Genomic DNA, 16,775 nt, shown 5'->3' with positions numbered 1-16,775 from the left:
ATTAAGTAGATTACAAAAAACTTAGAATCTTAACATTTTAGAACCTTTTTTTAACTTACCATTTCCCCGCCATTGATATGTATAAATTGTCCCGTAATGTAACTGCTGTCTTCACTAGCCAGAAATACATAGGCAGGAGCAACTTCTGAGGGCTGTCCGGCTCTTCCCATCGGATTGTTTTTTCCAAAATTTGAAAGTTTATCAAAACTGGCCACGATTAATGGGGTCCATATTGGGCCAGGAGCAACACCATTAACTCTAATTTTTCTTTTAGCGAGCATTGTTGATAACGATTTTGTAAAACTTACAATAGCACCTTTCGTACTTGCATAATCGGCTAAATGTTCACTGCCACGATATGCTGTGACAGAACTTGTGTTTACGATAGTGTCATTTTCATTTAAAAAAGGCAAAACAGCTTTTGTGATGTAGAAATAAGGATAAATATTGGTTTCAAAAGTTTTCTTAAGTTGAGTTGCTGTAATTTTTTCTAATTCGCTTTGCGGAAATTGGACAGCTGCATTATTGACTAAAACATTGATTTTTTTAAAGGTGTCGACACATTTTTTTACGGCATTTTTACAGAATTTCTCATCCTTCAAATCGCCACTTATTAGCAAACATTCTTGCCCTTCTTTCTCAATTAATTCCTTCGTTTTTAAGGCATCTTTATCTTCTTTTAAATAAACAATTGCAATATTGGCACCTTCTCGGGCAAAATGAACCGCCACACTTCGTCCAATACCGCTGTCTCCGCCAGTTATAAAGGCAACTTTTTTGAAAAGTTTCCCGCTTCCGACATAATTTTCCCTGATAATTTGGGGTTCAGGATGCATTAAATATTCATTTCCGGGAAGTTCCTGTTTTTGTTCAGGAAATGTCTTTTTCTTTTCCATAATAATTTAATTTAAAGCAATTTATCAAGTTTTTAGGAGCTTTTTTGACTGAAAGAATTATAAGATTGCCTCAAAAAAAATGTATTTTTTTATGTTAAAACATGGGAATTATATAACGAATTAGATTTTCAATGAAAGTCATTTTTAACTTTTCTTTATAAATTTGAAAGTTGCGCTAAAGCTGTTTTTCAAAGTAGGATCAGATGCTTTGAATATCTGGCGTAAAACATTTCAAACAAAAAGCATTTAATTCATAACTTTTTATTCCCCCGCAAAGAATGGTATTAATTGTAGACGATATAAAGGCAAATATTATTGCCTTAAAGAAAACTTTGGAGCTGCATAATATTGATGTCGATTCTGCCGAATCTGGGGAAGAAGCACTGAGGAAAATTTTAAAGACAAATTATTGCCTCATTATTATGGATGTCCAGATGCCAGGTCTTGATGGCTTTGAAGTTGTGAAAATCCTTTCGGGAAATAAACGGACAAAAGATATACCGGTTATCTTTCTTTCGGCTTTAAATATCGAAAAAAAATATATTTTTAAAGGCTACGAAACCGGTGCCGTGGAATATATCACAAAACCTGTTGATACTGATTTGCTGATGCTTAAAGTAAAAACCTTCATCAAAATTTACGAACAGCAAAACGAACTAAAAGGAATCAAAGATCTTCTCTCAAAAGAAATAAAAATCAGAAAAGAAGCGCAGGACAATCTCGAAATCAAAATTGCTGAAAGAACTAAGGAATTGGTTTTGAAAAATGAAGAATTGGAGCTGAAAAACCATGAATTGCAGCAATTTGCATGGGTGGTTTCACATGATTTGAATGAGCCAATACGTAAAATTCAAATTTTTATTAAAATCATAAAAGATCTTTATCTAACTACCGATGCAAAAGCAATTGATTATGTAGATCGCACGATAAAATCTGCTGAAAGAATGCAGACTTTGATCACGGATCTTTTGGCATATTCTCGATTGTCGGCACAAGTAAAACCGGAAACAACCGATCTAAATGTAGTACTGCAGGAAGTGCTCTCCGATTTTGATTATTTGATTGACCGAAAAAATGCAACGGTAAAAACTTCTGAACTTCCTACAATTGATAGTATTCCGAGTCAATTGCGTCAGGTTTTTCAAAATCTTATTGGGAATGCCATTAAGTTTTCGGGTGCAAATGAACCGCCATTAATTGAAATCACTTCAGAATTAATAGTCGAAAAGTCTTTTGATAGTCCAACTTCTCCCGATGGAAAATTTTGCCGCATCACGGTAAAAGATAACGGAATTGGGTTTGATGAAATTTATCTGGACAGAATATTCATTATTTTTCAAAGTCTCAATGACCGCCAAACTTACGAAGGAACAGGAATTGGACTGGCAATTGCAAAAAAAATCATCGAGAAACATAACGGATTAATCACGGCTAAAAGTCAAGTAGGCAAGGGCGCAAGCTTTATTATTGTGCTTCCTTTAAAATACGAGTAAAATATAAATTAGATCTATGAAGAATAACTTTAAAAGAAATTTGCTAATCAGCTCTTTAGTGTCATTATTGGTGCTTACAATAAGTTCTGTTGCTTCGTTTATCAGCATTAAAAGTTTGCTGAATAGTAATTTTTGGGTCAACCATACACAGGAAGTGATTTATAATTTAAACGAAGGATCTTCGGTAATTATTGAAGCACAAACTAGCATGCGCGGTTACTTGATTACGGGCGATGAACAATTTGTTGAGCGATTTAGAGATGCTGAAGCAAAATCTAATGGTTATTTTGAAAAAGTAGAAGAACTTACTGTCGATAATCCTTCGCAGCAAAAACAATTGGCCGAATTAAAAGTGCTTCGCGAAAATTTCTTTAAATACTTGAACAATCAGATTGTTAAGAAGCGTTTGAATAAAGAAACATTGGTTTTTGATTTGAATGAAGGACGAAATATGATGACTGAAATTCGTACTTCGATTAAAAAAACAGAAAGTACAGAACAAGGACTTTTAGCAGAGCGAAATGCCAATTCTGAACGATATGGAACTTATAGTTTGATTTTAATTGTGGTAGCATTTTTTATTGCTTTTCTAATTTCGGTAGTTTTCTTGACTCGAATTTTGAAAGATTATAATGAGCGTGCAGCATTGCAAAATGAATTAGAGAAAAAAGATATCGAAACGGCTCAAAGAATCGAAGCGATTAGTACAATTGCAAATAATATTTCAAACGGAAATTATGATATTCGAGTAGATGATAAAAAAGCTGACGCACTCGGAAGTGTTGGAGAGTCATTAAATACAATGAGCGTTAGCCTTAAAAATTCTTTTGATTTGTTGTCACAAAAAGAATGGCTTCAAACCGGCATCGCCGAATTGAATAATACCATGCTTGGTGATAAAGCATTAGAAAAACTATCTAAAGACATCATAGAATTTTTGTGTAATTATACCAACAGCAGTGCTGGAGTTTTATATGTGATTGATGGAGATGAGCTTGTAGCTGCTGGCGGTTATAGCTACATACCAAGCAAAAATAGGGAACGTATTAAAAAAGGAGATGGCCTTATTGGGCAAGCAATTTCATCTCGTACGATGTTGGAATTAAAGACCTTAACTTCAGATAATATACAAATTAATTATGCTTTAGGGCAAATCAAACCGACGCATATTGTCGCTCTGCCTTTGCTAGATAATAAAGTGGAAGGCGCGCTTGAATTGGCAAGTATTTATGGGTTTTCAGATCTGCACTTGGAGTTTTTAAAAACAGTTGCAGGAAATATCGGAATTGCGATCAGATCGACTCAAAATAGAAGACGAGTAATGGAGTTGCTTGAAGAAACAAAATCACAATCGGAAGAATTACAACAGCAACATACCGAACTAGAAGCAATTAATGCAGAGTTAGAAGCGCAGACAGAAAAACTTCAAGCTTCTGAAGAAGAATTGCGAGTGCAACAAGAAGAATTGGAACAAACCAATGAAGAATTGTCTGAAAGAAGCGTTTTGTTGGAAGAAAAAAACAACGAAATTCAGAAAAAATCTGAAGCTTTAGAACTTACAACGCGTTATAAATCGGAGTTTTTAGCCAATATGTCGCACGAATTAAGAACGCCTTTAAATTCAATACTTCTTTTAAGCCGATTGTTATCTGAAAATAATAACAAAAGCATGAACAATGAGGAAATTGAGTTTGCAAAAGTGATTCAAAGTTCAGGAAACAGTTTGTTGGGCCTGATTGATGAGATTCTGGATTTGTCAAAAATCGAAGCTGGAAAAATGGAATTAGAATTCTTGGATGTTTCCACTAAAGAAATTACAGATACGCTTTGGAATTTATTCAATTTGGTTGCCAAAGAAAAAGGAATCGATTTTGAGATTATCTCTAAAGAAGCGCCAATTGTTATCAAAACAGATAAAATGCGTTTGGAACAAATTCTGAAAAATCTGATTTCGAATGCCATTAAATTTACAGAGAAAGGAAAAGTCAGCCTTGAAATAAAAGTCGATACTGATGATGAAAAAATCATTTGTTTTATTGTAAAAGATACAGGGATTGGTATTCCCGTAGAGAAACAACCACTTGTTTTTGAAGCCTTTCAACAGGCTGACGGATCAACAAAACGTAAATACGGCGGAACTGGTTTAGGATTGTCAATCAGCAGAGAATTGGCCAAATTATTAAAAGGAGAAATCATTCTTCATAGCAAAGTCAATGAAGGAAGCTCGTTTACATTATGCCTTCCAGTGTTTGGTTCGGCTTATAACAAAGTGAATGTAGAGAAAATACCTCCAACTGATTTTGCTGAAATTGAACCTGAACAAGAGCCCGCGGTTGCAAAAAAATACATAAGCCCAATAATTCCTGACGAAATTGATGATGACAGAAATGCTGTTAAAGAAGGTGACAAAGTAATTTTGATTATTGAAGATGATGTCAATTTTGCCAAATCACTATTGGCTTTTGCTAATAAAAAAGGATATAAGGCGGTAGTTGCAGTTCGCGGAGATCATGCTTTGAATTTTGCATTATTGTATAAACCGGTCGGAATTCTGCTGGATATTGAACTTCCGGTAAAGAGCGGCTGGGAAGTTTTGGAAGAGATGAAAAACAATTTGGAAACAAAACACATTCCAGTGCATATCATGTCTTCGCATAAATTAAAACAGGAAAGTTTGTTGAAAGGCGCGGTTGACTTTTTAGACAAGCCAGTCGCTTTTGACAAGATTCCGGAAGTGTTTTTGAGAATCGAGCACATCATCAACAAAGAAGCGCAAAAAGTGTTGATCATTGAAGACAATCCAAAACATGCAAAAGCATTAGCTTTTTTCTTGGAAACGTATAATATCAATTCAGAAATAAAAAGTGAGGTTTCTGAAGGAATTCAAGCACTCAATAAAAAAGAAGTAGATTGCGTAATTCTCGATATGGGAATTCCAGACAAACAAGCATATCAAATCTTGGATGGTGTAAAGAAAAACCCAGGTTTGGAAAAATTGCCCGTAATTGTGTTTACAGGAAAAAGCTTGTCGCTAAAAGAAGAAGTGAAAATTAAAAAGTATGCCGATTCTATTATCGTAAAAACGGCCCATTCATATCAAAGAATGCTTGATGAGGTTTCGCTTTTCTTGCATTTGGTCGAAGATAAAAAAGATGGAAAAAACAAGAATGATGGGCATAAAAAGCTAAATTTACTAAACAATATTCTGCATGAGAAAAAAGTGCTGATTGTTGATGATGACGTACGCAATATTTATTCGCTGACAAAAGCTTTAGAAGTTTTTAAAATGAATATTATTACGGCTTTTGATGGAAATGAAGCTATCAAAATTTTGAATGAAAATCCAGATACTGATGTTGTTTTGTTGGATATGATGATGCCAAATATGGACGGATACGAAACAGCCGAAAAGATAAGAGCAAACCCGAAATTCTTGAATTTGCCTCTGATTGCTGTCACGGCAAAAGCAATGACGGGAGATCGTGAAAAATGCATCAAGGCGGGTGCTTCAGATTATATCACAAAGCCTGTAGATGTGGATCAATTATTATCATTATTACGTGTTTGGCTTTATGATAAGGTTTAAAAAGAACGACACAAGAATAAATTAAGATGTGTTTATGAGTAAAAAAAGACTTTTGATTATAGATGATGATTCTAGAAATATTTTTGCATTAGAAAACACTTTACGAGCCAAATCTTTTGATTGTTTGTCTTGCTTAAGTGCCGAAGATGCATTAAAAATTTTAGAATCTGATGAAAAGATTGACGCCGTTTTATTGGATATGATGATGCCGGAAATGGATGGCTATGATGCGATTCCGTTAATAAAAGCTATTCCGTCACGAAAATCTACTTTTGTGGTTGCGGTTACAGCTCAGGCAATGACGGGGGATAAAGAAAAATGTTTAGAGGCTGGGGCAGATGATTATATTTCAAAACCAGTTGATGTTGATAAGTTACTGCTTGTTTTGAGCAAAATTTGAACAAAAATATGATTGAGGATATTGAGCTAGAAACACTTATCAATGAGGTTTACGAATATTATGGATTTGATTTTGGAAGCTATTCAAGAGCATCGCTCAAAAGGAGAGTAAACCGAATTTTTCAGTTGGATGGTTTTGCCAATTTTACCGAATTTCTTTCTAAAGTTCGTTCGGATGCAGAATATTATAAGAGAATGGTGAATGAAATTACGGTGAATGTAACCGAAATGTTTCGTGATCCAGCATTTTATATGGTGCTCAGAAAAGAAATTCTGCCATTATTGGGTACAAAACCTTTTATTCGTTTATGGCATGCTGGCTGTTCAACAGGAGAAGAAGTGTATTCTATGGCGATCATGCTCAAAGAAGCCGGACTGTTGCATAAATCCTTAATTTATGCGACAGATATTAATGCAACAGTTTTAGAAACTGCAAAAAAAGGAATTTTCCCGCTCAGAATGATGAAAGAATACTCTCAAAACTATCGAGATGCGGGCGGTCAGGAAGATTTTTCAAATTATTATACAGCCAATTACGGTATTGCAAAGTTTAATGAAGAGCTGGCTCAAAAAATGGTTTTTTCACAACATAATCTCGTTTCAGATACTTCTTTTAATGAATTTGACATGATTTTATGCCGAAATGTTTTGATCTATTTTGATGCTGATTTGCAAAAGCGTGTAATCAATTTATTTGATGAAAGTCTGGCCGTTCTCGGATTTTTGGCTTTAGGCACAAAAGAAACCATAAAATATTCTATAGCTCCAAACAAATACAAACAATTGGATAAAGATAAAATATGGAGGAAATTAAAATAATATCAAATTGTAAAGTCGTTATTATTGGCGGATCAGCAGGAAGTCTAAACGCTTTGATGCAGATTTTGCCTGAGTTGATAAAACTCAATGATTTTGCGCTTGTAATTGTTCTTCATCGAAAAAGCACTGATGATCAGACTTTAGAAGATTTAATAAGTCTGAAATCAAATATAAAAGTAAAACCTGTAGAAGATAAAGTACCAATACTGCCTGGTTTTATTTATATTGCACCTTCTAATTATCATTTGCTGTTTGAAAAAGAAGGGATTCTGGCTCTAGATACTTCAGAAAAAATAAATTATAGCCGTCCAAGTATAGATGTTTCTTTTGAATCGGCGGCAGAAATTTATGGAACTTCCTTAGTTGGTATTTTGTTATCAGGTTCAAATGCTGATGGAACAGAAGGTTTGAAAGCCATAAAAGCATCGGGTGGCGTAATTGCAGTTCAAAATCCGCTTTCAGCCGAAATGCCTTTCATGCCTAATAATGCGATTTTATACACAAATCCTGATTTCATTTTGCATACACAGGAAATCCTTTATTTTATTGCATCAATAAATTCGAAATAGACCAGAATTTGAGTTCGATTATTTTGCTTTTTTTATCCCGCTAGGGATTTAATATTGGTAGAAAAAAAATATCCCAGTTTTATTTTGTCCCGTAGGGACTATATGTTTAATACCATTTTTATTTGGATTTATACAAAATGTAGTCCCTACGGGACAAATGAGCGTTCGGTAAAACTAATTTCTACCAATATTAAATCCCTAGCGGAATAAAAAAGCAGCCCTAATGAATTTTTACAAATTTAATCGAATCTGATATCCCAGTGTGTAGCTATTATTTCCGTAATTACAGATACCTACAAGGTTTTCAAAACCTTGCAGGAATTAAATGTTAATTTTTAGGTTGCGGTTTTTCGTCTTCAGGAAGAATAATTTTGTTTAGCTCTGCTTCTTTTTCAGCTCTTTTTTGGGCTGCTTTTCCTTTTCCAATAGGAATTCCGGCCGTAATATACCATGATCTATTGAATTGATTATTTGGGCCGTCGCCTTTCATTACCGTAACGAGTCCATAATAATATTGCACCGTAAAATTAAGTCCGTTTCCAACATTTAAATGATAGCCAAGACCTGCCGCAAGTCCAGCATCAATAACATGAATTTGATCGCGTATATTTCTTTTGTAGATCACATCATCTTTTTCATATTCAGTTTTGAATTCATCAAACGCTTTCGCCAATAAACCAAACTGCGGCCCAGCTTTTACATAAATTCTGTTTTTGAACTGATATTTAATCAAAATAGGAACATTAAAATATCGAATTTCGCGGTTCACACTTCCTCCGGCAAAAGTATTGTCTAGATTTGTGTCACCAGTTGGATAAACTGGAATTCCTTGCGCACCCATGGGAGATTTCACGATTACGCCTGTATTGATCATCCAAGCCGGATTTTTCTTTGATCTGATATCAAAATAAAATCCGAGATTAAATCCAGGATTAGTTCCGGAAGAATTCATATTTGAAATGGTAGAAAAATTAACGCCGCCTTCTAGACCAAATTCCAAAAACTCCGAGTTAAGCTTGTCTCCAAAAATCAAAGAAATCAATACTTGTGACTGCGCCGATGAAATACAAAAGAAAGTGATGACGATGAATATGCTTTTTTTCATATAAGGAATGAATTACAGTCCAAAACGATATTGAAGACTTCCCAGAACTTGTGTACGGGTTCCTAGAAAACCACATTCTGCGCGAAACATAAAATGCTTGTTGAATTGGTACTGAGATCCGATAATAAAATTCCACATGTCTTTCGGTCTCTTTTGCAATGAATATTGTACCGAAGAATTTTCAGCTGTGCTTAATGCTCCGTCTAGAGTTGCCAGGAAAGTTCCTGCTCTTTCTAAGGCTCTGTCAGCCGTATTATGTTTGGCTATATTAACCGGATTTTTTTGTTCTGCAGGGCTTAAGCTGTCCCACCAGTTATCTACTTTTGTTTGGTTATCTGATACTTTTTGAAGGCCACTGTCTACTTTTGCTTGAGCAGTGCTTAGATCAATAAAATCAGACAAAGGCAAATCTCCATTAGTGTCTCCAGAAATATGAACCCTGAAGCCTCCAACCCAGACTGCTATATTTTGTTCTGGTTTATTGAATTTAAATGTTTTTCCTAATCTCGGTCCGAAAACATAAGAAAATGCAGGTTTATCAAGTGAACTAATATCAGTCCAGGCCATATTCATATCAAGAGCTAGCCAGCCACCGCCAATACCAATTGTTGGGGTCATACCAAGACCAAAAGTGGTAGCATTAAAATTTGCTTGAGTACTGAAATTAGCAACTTCAGACCAGTTGTTATCGGCATCCGGAACCCAAATCCCAGCATTAATTTTAGTAGAAGTATTGGCTTTTCCAAAAATTCCATAAATATTTAAAAAAGGAAGCAACCAGATATCAGGACGAATTGTCAACGCACTTGCCTCGACAGTAGATTTATCGAATCGTACGATTTCATCTAAATTATATTGAGGGCCATGATTAAAACCAATATTTAAATCGTTGATAACAATTTCAGATTCTTGCCAAAACCAGTTTACAGATACACCGGCAGAATAGGGAAGTTTATATCCTTTTTGGGCTACTTTTTCTCCCCAAATTGGCAGAGCGTATGGATATTTTTCGACTTTAAGGCTGTCTTTTAATTCTTCATTTTTTTTTCCTACAATTTTATCGGTATAAACTTGCCCGAAAATTTGCATGCTGCATAATAATAAAAAGGCTGATATTAGTGTATTACATTTCATTGATTAGAGTGTTTTAAAATTAATTAATTGAACTGCGAAAAAATAAATATAAACTAATGGGGTGTGGTAATCTTTTTATTGAAATCTGCTTATATAATGTCGTTTTATGTGATTAAAATTTAGGCTTTTACAGATGTTAATTTATGTTAAAGTTAACGAAATTTTCTTACCACAAGTAATATTTTTTTAGAAAGTGTTAATTAAACTAAAAATAATTTTAGTGATATAAAGAATCGTTCTCTTTTTTTACATTTTTCAGTATCAGTAATTTATGTTTTTTGAAAATAAATAGTATTTTTACAACATGAAATGGATTGCAGTACTATTGTCAATTTACTTGATGGCACTTTCAAATATGCCTTGTGCAGATATGGAAGTGAATAGTGCTATGCATAAGACTGCTCAGTTTTCATCTGAAGCAAATCATTCTCATGATAAGGATAACGATTTGTGTTCACCATTTTGTGCCTGTAACTGCTGTGGTGCGCAAGTTTTAAGCTACCAATCTGCCGTAGTTTTTGAATTCCCAAAAACGTACAATCAAATTTCAATTCCTTTACCGAGTTATAATTCTGTTTTTATTTCCGATTTCTACGGAAGTATTTGGCAACCCCCTCAGATAGCATAATGATTATGCCTGTTCGATAAAAATCGGAAACGGGCGAGAGAGTTGTGGACTTTCCACACGTTTACAGACAATTTAATTGTCTAATTTCTCACGTCATTATATATTCAAATGTTAGATAAAATCATTCAGTTTAGTATACGAAACAAATTCGTCGTACTATTATTTACCCTTGCGCTCATGGCTTGGGGAAGCTATTCGCTTAAAAAATTGCCATTGGATGCATTGCCCGATGTAACCAATAATCAAGTTCAAATTATTACTACCGCGCCAACATTGGCGAGTCAGGAAGTCGAACAATTAATTACTTATCCATTAGAAAGAGCTGTAAAAACAGTTCCAGATGTGATAGAACTTCGTAGTATTTCTCGTTTTGGTTTATCAGTTGTAACTGTTGTTTTTGAAGACGATGTCGATATTTATTGGGCTCGTGAACAGATATTTCAACGCTTGAAAGAAGCTGAAGAAAATATTCCAGATTATGTGAATTCTCCCGAATTAGCGCCAATTTCTACAGGTTTAGGAGAAATTTACCAATATGATGTGTACGCTAAAAAAGGCTATGAAAACAAATATACTGCGGTCGAATTGCGCACCATTCAAGATTGGATTATTATTCCGCAATTGCAAGGAGTTCGCGGTGTTGCTGAGGTGAGTGCATGGGGCGGTAAATTAAAACAATATGAGATAGCCGTAAATCCTAATATGCTCAATAGTTTGGGTGTTACAATTACCGAAATTTTTGATGCTTTAGAAAAAAACAATCAAAACACAGGAGGAGCTTACATCGAAAAAGATCAATATACCTATTTCATCCGCGGTGTCGGAATGGCAAAAGGCATAAAAGACCTTGAAAATGTAGTCGTGAAAAACCGAAACGGATCGCCTGTTTTGGTGCGCAATGTTGCGCAGGTTCGCGAAGGAATCGCTTTACGTTACGGAGCATCAACAAAAGACGGAAAAGGAGAAATTGTCTCAGGAATGGTTTTGATGCTTAAAGGAGAAAACTCTAGCGCCGTTGTAAATCGTGTTCACGAAAAAATGGCTCAGATAAACAAAAGCCTTCCCGAAGGAGTTGTTGCCGAAGCCTTTATTGACAGAGGAAAACTTGTAGATAATTCTATTAAAACAATCACAAAGAATTTATTAGAAGGAGCGTTAATCGTAATTTTTGTACTGATTATATTTTTAGGAAATCTTCGTGCAGGATTGATTGTGGCTTCTGTTATTCCGTTGGCAATGCTGTTTGCCGTTATTTTAATGAATGCCTTTGGCGTAAGCGGAAATCTGATGAGTCTCGGTGCGATAGATTTTGGAATTATCGTCGATGGTGCTGTAATTATTGTGGAAGCCACGATGCATCATCTGCAGAAATTCAAAAACAAAAAAGAATTGACGCAGGAAGAAATGGATGCTGAGGTTTACAATTCGGCTTCAAAAATCAGAAATAGCGCCGCTTTTGGAGAAATCATCATTCTAATAGTATATCTGCCAATTTTGGCCTTGATAGGAACCGAAGGAAAAATGTTTAAGCCAATGGCTATGACAGTTGGTTTTGCGATTATTGGAGCGTTTATTCTTTCGCTGACCTATATTCCGATGATGAGTGCTTTGTTTCTTTCAAAAAAAACAGAGCATAAAGAAAACTTTAGCGACCGCATGATTGCATGGCTGGAAAGCCGTTATATGCCTCTATTGAAAAAAGCTTTGGCCTTTAAAAAAGTTGTTCTTTCTATTGCAGTCGGATTATTCGCTTTCGCTTTTATTATTTTTCAAAATATGGGAGGCGAATTTATCCCGACAATCGAAGAAGGCGATTTGGCTATCAATGCCACAATTATGACAGGAAGTTCGCTTACGCAGATGGTTGAAACATCGACAAAACTTGAACGGATTTTAAAAGCTGAATTTCCAGAAATAAAGACAATTGTGACAAAAATAGGGAGCGGTGAAATTCCAACCGATCCAATGCCGATTGAAAGCGGGGATTTGATTATTGTTTTAAAAGACAAAAAAGAATGGAAAGGCAGATACCATAATTGGGAGGAAATCGCAAATGCTATGAAAGAAAAGATGGAAGTAATTCCTGGGGTTAATATTGAGATTTCACAGCCAATTCAAATGCGTTTTAATGAATTAATGACAGGAAGCCGATCTGATATTGCAATCAAGATTTTTGGTGATGATTTGGAAGTTCTGGATGCAAAAGCGACAGAATTGATTTCGAAAATAAAAGGAATCGAAGGAATCGGTGATTTAAAAGCCGATAAAGTCACGGGATTGCCTCAGATTACCATCAAATACGATTATGATAAAATTGCGCTTTACGGACTGAATATTTCTGATATCAATCAAATAATCCGTTCGTCTTTCGCAGGTGAAGTTGCCGGAAAGATTTATGATGAAAGCAAAAGGTTTGATGTGGTAGTAAGAATGGATGAAAACAATCGTGGAGATATTACTGATGTCAGCAATTTATTTATTCCGCTTCCAAATGGCCAGCAAGTACCGCTTTCTCAGGTCGCTTCTGTGGAGTACGAACAAGGTCCGGTGCAAGTTATCCGCGAAGACGGAAAAAGAAGAATTACCGTCGGTTTAAATGTCCGTGGAAGAGATATCAAAAGTGTCGTTGAAGAAATTCAAGAAAAACTAGATAAGAACTTTAAGCTTCCAGCCGGTTATTACGTGACGTACGGCGGACAGTTTGAGAATTTAATAGAAGCTTCAAAAAGACTTTCTGTCGCTCTGCCAATTGCTTTGGGACTGATTTTGATCTTATTGTATTTTACTTTTAAAAGTGTAAAACAGGCGTTCCTGATTTTCACAGCGATTCCGTTATCGGCTATTGGTGGCGTTTTTGCGCTTTCGCTGAGAGGAATGCCTTTTAGTATTTCTGCCGGAATTGGTTTTATTGCTTTATTCGGAATTGCCGTTCTAAACGGAATTGTTCTGATCTCATATTTCAATCAATTAAAATCGGAAGGTATTTCAGATCCATTTCAAAGAATCCTTATCGGAACCAAAACTCGTTTACGTCCTGTTTTAATGACAGCTGCTGTAGCTTCATTAGGATTTCTTCCAATGGCATTATCCACAAGCGGAGGAGCAGAAGTACAGAAGCCTTTAGCAACGGTAGTAATCGGTGGATTAATCTCAGCAACCTTATTAACCTTAATCGTTTTGCCGATTTTGTATTTACTGCTGGAGCGTGGATTTAACCGTAAAGATTTAATTAGAAAATGAGAGAATTTGATAATTAGATAATTATTTACCAGATGTAGAATAATTCTCCCGCAGATTTAGCAGATTAGGCAGATCTGATAATGAGAAAAAAATCTCCTAAATCAGCAAAATCTGCGAGAGAAAAATTAAAAAGAAAATGAAAAAGTTACCATACAGTTTAAGAAAAATAACCTTTGCGAACTTCGCGCTTCCTTTGCGAACTTTGCGGTTAAATGAGTTCCTATTGGCAAATAAAGTTTTGTGGTTAAGTGCATTTCTATTGACAACAATCATTTCACAAGCACAAACTAAAATTTCCTTAGAAAAAGCAATAGAACTCGCCAAATCAAACAATATCGACCTAAAAATCGCGGATAAAGAAATCGAAAAACAAACCGTTCTCAAGAAAGCGGCTTTTCAGCCAGATCCGCTTCAGGTGCAATACCAAGGCGGTCAGTTCAATAGTGCCGATTTTGACCATAATGTTTCGGTACAGCAGTTTTTTCCGTTAGGAAACATTACAAAGGCTAATAGGCAATTGCAAGAAGAATTGGCAAAATTGGCCGAAAAACGAAAAGCTTTGTCTTCTTATGAAGTTGAAAAAGCCGTGACGTTGGCGTATTATCAATATTTGTATGGCGTTTCGATCCAGAAACTCAATTCAGAATTGAATGATATTTATACCAAATTTTTAAAGAATGCCGAACTGCGTTTTAAAACCGGAGAAAGCGGAAACATTGAAGTAATTAGCGCCAAAGCGAAAGTAAAAGAAATTGAAACGCAGAAAGCACAGTTAGAATATGATTTGGCAATTTATCAGAAGCAATTGCAATTTTTCATACAAACAGATGAAAATGTAATTCCTGATTCAAATACTTCTTTGCAATATACTTTTGCAGAAAGTCAAGAAAATGCAAATGCAGAGACTTTAATGACTGATTTTTATCAGCAACAGATTTCGGTTTATCAGAAAGAAGCGGGGACTTTTAAAGCGTTGCGCACGCCCAAGGTTGGTTTGGGGTATTTTGCACAAACCATCAATACGGAATCTTTGTTTCAGGGTTTTACGGCAGGTTTGCAGATTCCGTTGTTTGGAGGCGTAAATACCACCAAAGCAAAAGCGGCTGAAATTAGCATTTCGCAGTCCCAATTGGCTTTAGATAAAAACAAAATGATGTTGAATTTGCAAAGAGAAGAATTGAAAAACAACTTCGAAAAACAGCAGAAAAATTTAGCTTATTTCCAGAATGAAGGATCGCAATATGCTAATCAAATTATTGAAACCGCGCAGAAAAGTTATGCAAACGGCGATATGAGTTACTGGTCGTATATCAGCTTTTTAAATCAGGCAATTGATATCAAAAAACAATTTGCAGAAGCAACGCACAGCTACAATCAAAGTGCTATAGAACTTCAATTTCCAACCATCAAAAACAATTAAAAATGAAAAATATATTTATGAATTTAACTGAAGATTTAACCGCAAAGCACGCAAAGATAAAACGCAATGTTCGCAAGGGAATAAAACTTTGTGTCCTTTGCGGAGTCTTTGCGCTCTTTGCGGTTAATTTAAGCTGCAATGAAAAGAAAGCAGAAGAACCACAGGAAGAAGAAAAATCAACTACAGAAGTTGCTCTAACTGTCTCTCAATATAAAACAATCGGAATTGAAACAGGAATTGTAGAAGATCGAAATCTGAATAAAGTCATTAAAGCAAATGGTTATACAACAGTTCCTCCACAAAATTCTGCTGAGGTTTCGACTTTGATTGGCGGAACCGTAAAAGACATTTTTGTTTTGGAAGGAACATTTGTAAACAAAGGAAAAGTTTTGGCGACTATTCAAAATCTGGAAGTAATTGGAATGCAGGAAGATTACCAATCAGCTGTTGCAAATGTGGAATATCTGCAGTTAGAATACAATCGCCAAAAAACATTGAGTGATGAAAATGTAAATCCGAGAAAAACTTTTCAGGAAGTAAAAGCCAAATTAGCAGCCGAAAGAGCACGCGCGCAGGCGGCAAAAAACAAACTTGATGCTTTGCATGTCAATACAAAAGGAACGACATCGGTTGTGCCAATTGTTTCTCCAATAAATGGTTATGTGGGAAAAATCAATATTGCAAAAGGAGCTTTTGCCAATACAGGAGTTTCACTTTTTGAAGTAACAGATAATAGCCAGATGCATTTGGATTTGAATGTATATGAAAAAGATTTAGGTTCAATTTCTATTGGTCAAGTAATTGATTTTGTATTAACGAATCAGTCAAATAAATCGATTAAAGGAAAGATTTTCGGAATCAATAAATCTTTTTCTAATGAAAGCAAGACTGTTGCCGTTCACGCTAAAATTGACCCTGCTGACGCCAAAGGCTTGATTCCGGGAATGTATGTTTCGGCAAATATCAATATTACGAATACAACTGTTCCAGCGCTTCCAAAAGATGCCGTTGTCAAAAATGCAGATAAATATTTTGTGTTTGTCCAAGAAGATGGTCAAGCAGCAGAAAAACACGATCATGCAGAAGGAGAAAAAGAAGAAGCTCATGAAGAGGAAGTTCATTTTAAAGCGATTGAAGTGATTCCAGGAACAACCGACTTAGGTTTTACCGAAGTTAAGTTTGTAAACGATATTCCTGCAAATGCTAAAGTTGTAACGAAAGGAGCATTTTATCTGCTTTCAGCGATGAAGGGCGGAGGAGAGCATACGCATTGATTTTTTTAAAGATGCTAAGATGCTAAGCTACTAAGGTTCTAAGTTTTGTTAGAAGAATCTCGCAAAGACGCGGAGTCGCAAGACAGATTTTATAAGATTAATATAGAATCTACTCAACCTTCAGCTAAAGCTGGAGGCAATTGAAGAATAAATTTTGCCACAGATTAAGAGGATTAACATGATTTTTATTTAGCAAAGATTTAGTGGATTTT

General features: G+C 35.3%; 12 protein-coding genes. 9 read left to right on the top strand and 3 right to left on the bottom strand.

Annotated features, from left to right (window positions below; translation table 11 throughout):
• Window positions 1-50: 50 nt before the first annotated feature.
• The gene (locus EYY60_RS21430) at window positions 51-896 is read right to left on the bottom strand and encodes an SDR family oxidoreductase (protein WP_132991315.1); all 846 of its coding nucleotides are present in this window, start codon (window positions 894-896) and stop codon (window positions 51-53) included.
• Between the two features lie 278 nt (window positions 897-1,174).
• Between EYY60_RS21430 and EYY60_RS21425 the strand changes: the two genes are divergently transcribed.
• From EYY60_RS21425 to EYY60_RS21405, 5 genes are read left to right on the top strand one after another with little or no spacing between them, the layout of a single operon-like run.
• Window positions 1,175-2,389 (top strand): hybrid sensor histidine kinase/response regulator, encoded by a 1,215-nt coding sequence (locus EYY60_RS21425; RefSeq protein WP_132991314.1) that lies wholly within the window; start codon window positions 1,175-1,177, stop codon window positions 2,387-2,389.
• A gap of 16 nt (window positions 2,390-2,405) precedes the next feature.
• On the top strand, window positions 2,406-5,975 hold the full coding sequence (locus EYY60_RS21420) for a response regulator (RefSeq protein ID WP_132991313.1): 3,570 nt from the start codon (window positions 2,406-2,408) through the stop codon (window positions 5,973-5,975).
• 34 nt (window positions 5,976-6,009) lie between these two features.
• Window positions 6,010-6,375 carry a response regulator gene (locus EYY60_RS21415; protein WP_132991312.1) on the top strand — a complete coding sequence of 122 codons (366 nt, stop codon included), beginning with the start codon at window positions 6,010-6,012 and terminating at the stop codon, window positions 6,373-6,375.
• Between the two features lie 8 nt (window positions 6,376-6,383).
• Window positions 6,384-7,193: a CheR family methyltransferase gene (locus tag EYY60_RS21410; RefSeq protein ID WP_132991311.1), complete on the top strand. Its 810-nt coding sequence runs from the start codon at window positions 6,384-6,386 to the stop codon at window positions 7,191-7,193.
• Window positions 7,175-7,762 carry a chemotaxis protein CheB gene (locus EYY60_RS21405; RefSeq protein ID WP_132991310.1) on the top strand — a complete coding sequence of 196 codons (588 nt, stop codon included), beginning with the start codon at window positions 7,175-7,177 and terminating at the stop codon, window positions 7,760-7,762. Before EYY60_RS21410 ends, EYY60_RS21405 begins: the two co-directional genes overlap by 19 nt.
• Before the next feature lie 328 nt (window positions 7,763-8,090).
• Here EYY60_RS21405 and EYY60_RS21400 read toward each other — a convergent pair whose 3' ends face one another.
• Complete coding sequence (locus tag EYY60_RS21400; protein ID WP_132991309.1) at window positions 8,091-8,867, bottom strand: porin family protein; 777 nt, start codon at window positions 8,865-8,867, stop codon at window positions 8,091-8,093.
• Window positions 8,868-8,879: 12 nt separating this feature from the next.
• Window positions 8,880-10,001 carry a hypothetical protein gene (locus tag EYY60_RS21395; protein WP_132991308.1) on the bottom strand — a complete coding sequence of 374 codons (1,122 nt, stop codon included), beginning with the start codon at window positions 9,999-10,001 and terminating at the stop codon, window positions 8,880-8,882.
• Window positions 10,002-10,305: 304 nt separating this feature from the next.
• Between EYY60_RS21395 and EYY60_RS21390 the strand changes: the two genes are divergently transcribed.
• From EYY60_RS21390 to EYY60_RS21375, 4 genes are all read left to right on the top strand, one after another.
• On the top strand, window positions 10,306-10,629 hold the full coding sequence (locus EYY60_RS21390; RefSeq protein WP_235832377.1) for a DUF6660 family protein: 324 nt from the start codon (window positions 10,306-10,308) through the stop codon (window positions 10,627-10,629).
• A gap of 108 nt (window positions 10,630-10,737) precedes the next feature.
• A complete protein-coding gene (locus EYY60_RS21385) occupies window positions 10,738-13,869 on the top strand; it encodes an efflux RND transporter permease subunit (protein WP_132991307.1) in 3,132 nt (1,043 codons plus the stop codon).
• A gap of 136 nt (window positions 13,870-14,005) precedes the next feature.
• Window positions 14,006-15,289, top strand: coding sequence for a TolC family protein (locus tag EYY60_RS21380; protein ID WP_132991306.1), 1,284 nt, complete (start codon window positions 14,006-14,008; stop codon window positions 15,287-15,289).
• Between the two features lie 2 nt (window positions 15,290-15,291).
• Window positions 15,292-16,563, top strand: a complete 1,272-nt coding sequence (locus tag EYY60_RS21375) for an efflux RND transporter periplasmic adaptor subunit (RefSeq protein WP_132991305.1) — start codon at window positions 15,292-15,294, stop codon at window positions 16,561-16,563.
• Window positions 16,564-16,775 lie beyond the last annotated feature (212 nt).

It is taken from the genome of Flavobacterium zhairuonense (assembly GCF_004352915.1).
In the GTDB taxonomy this organism is placed as follows: domain Bacteria; phylum Bacteroidota; class Bacteroidia; order Flavobacteriales; family Flavobacteriaceae; genus Flavobacterium; species Flavobacterium zhairuonense.
This window is presented reverse-complemented; position numbering and strand designations above follow the sequence as displayed.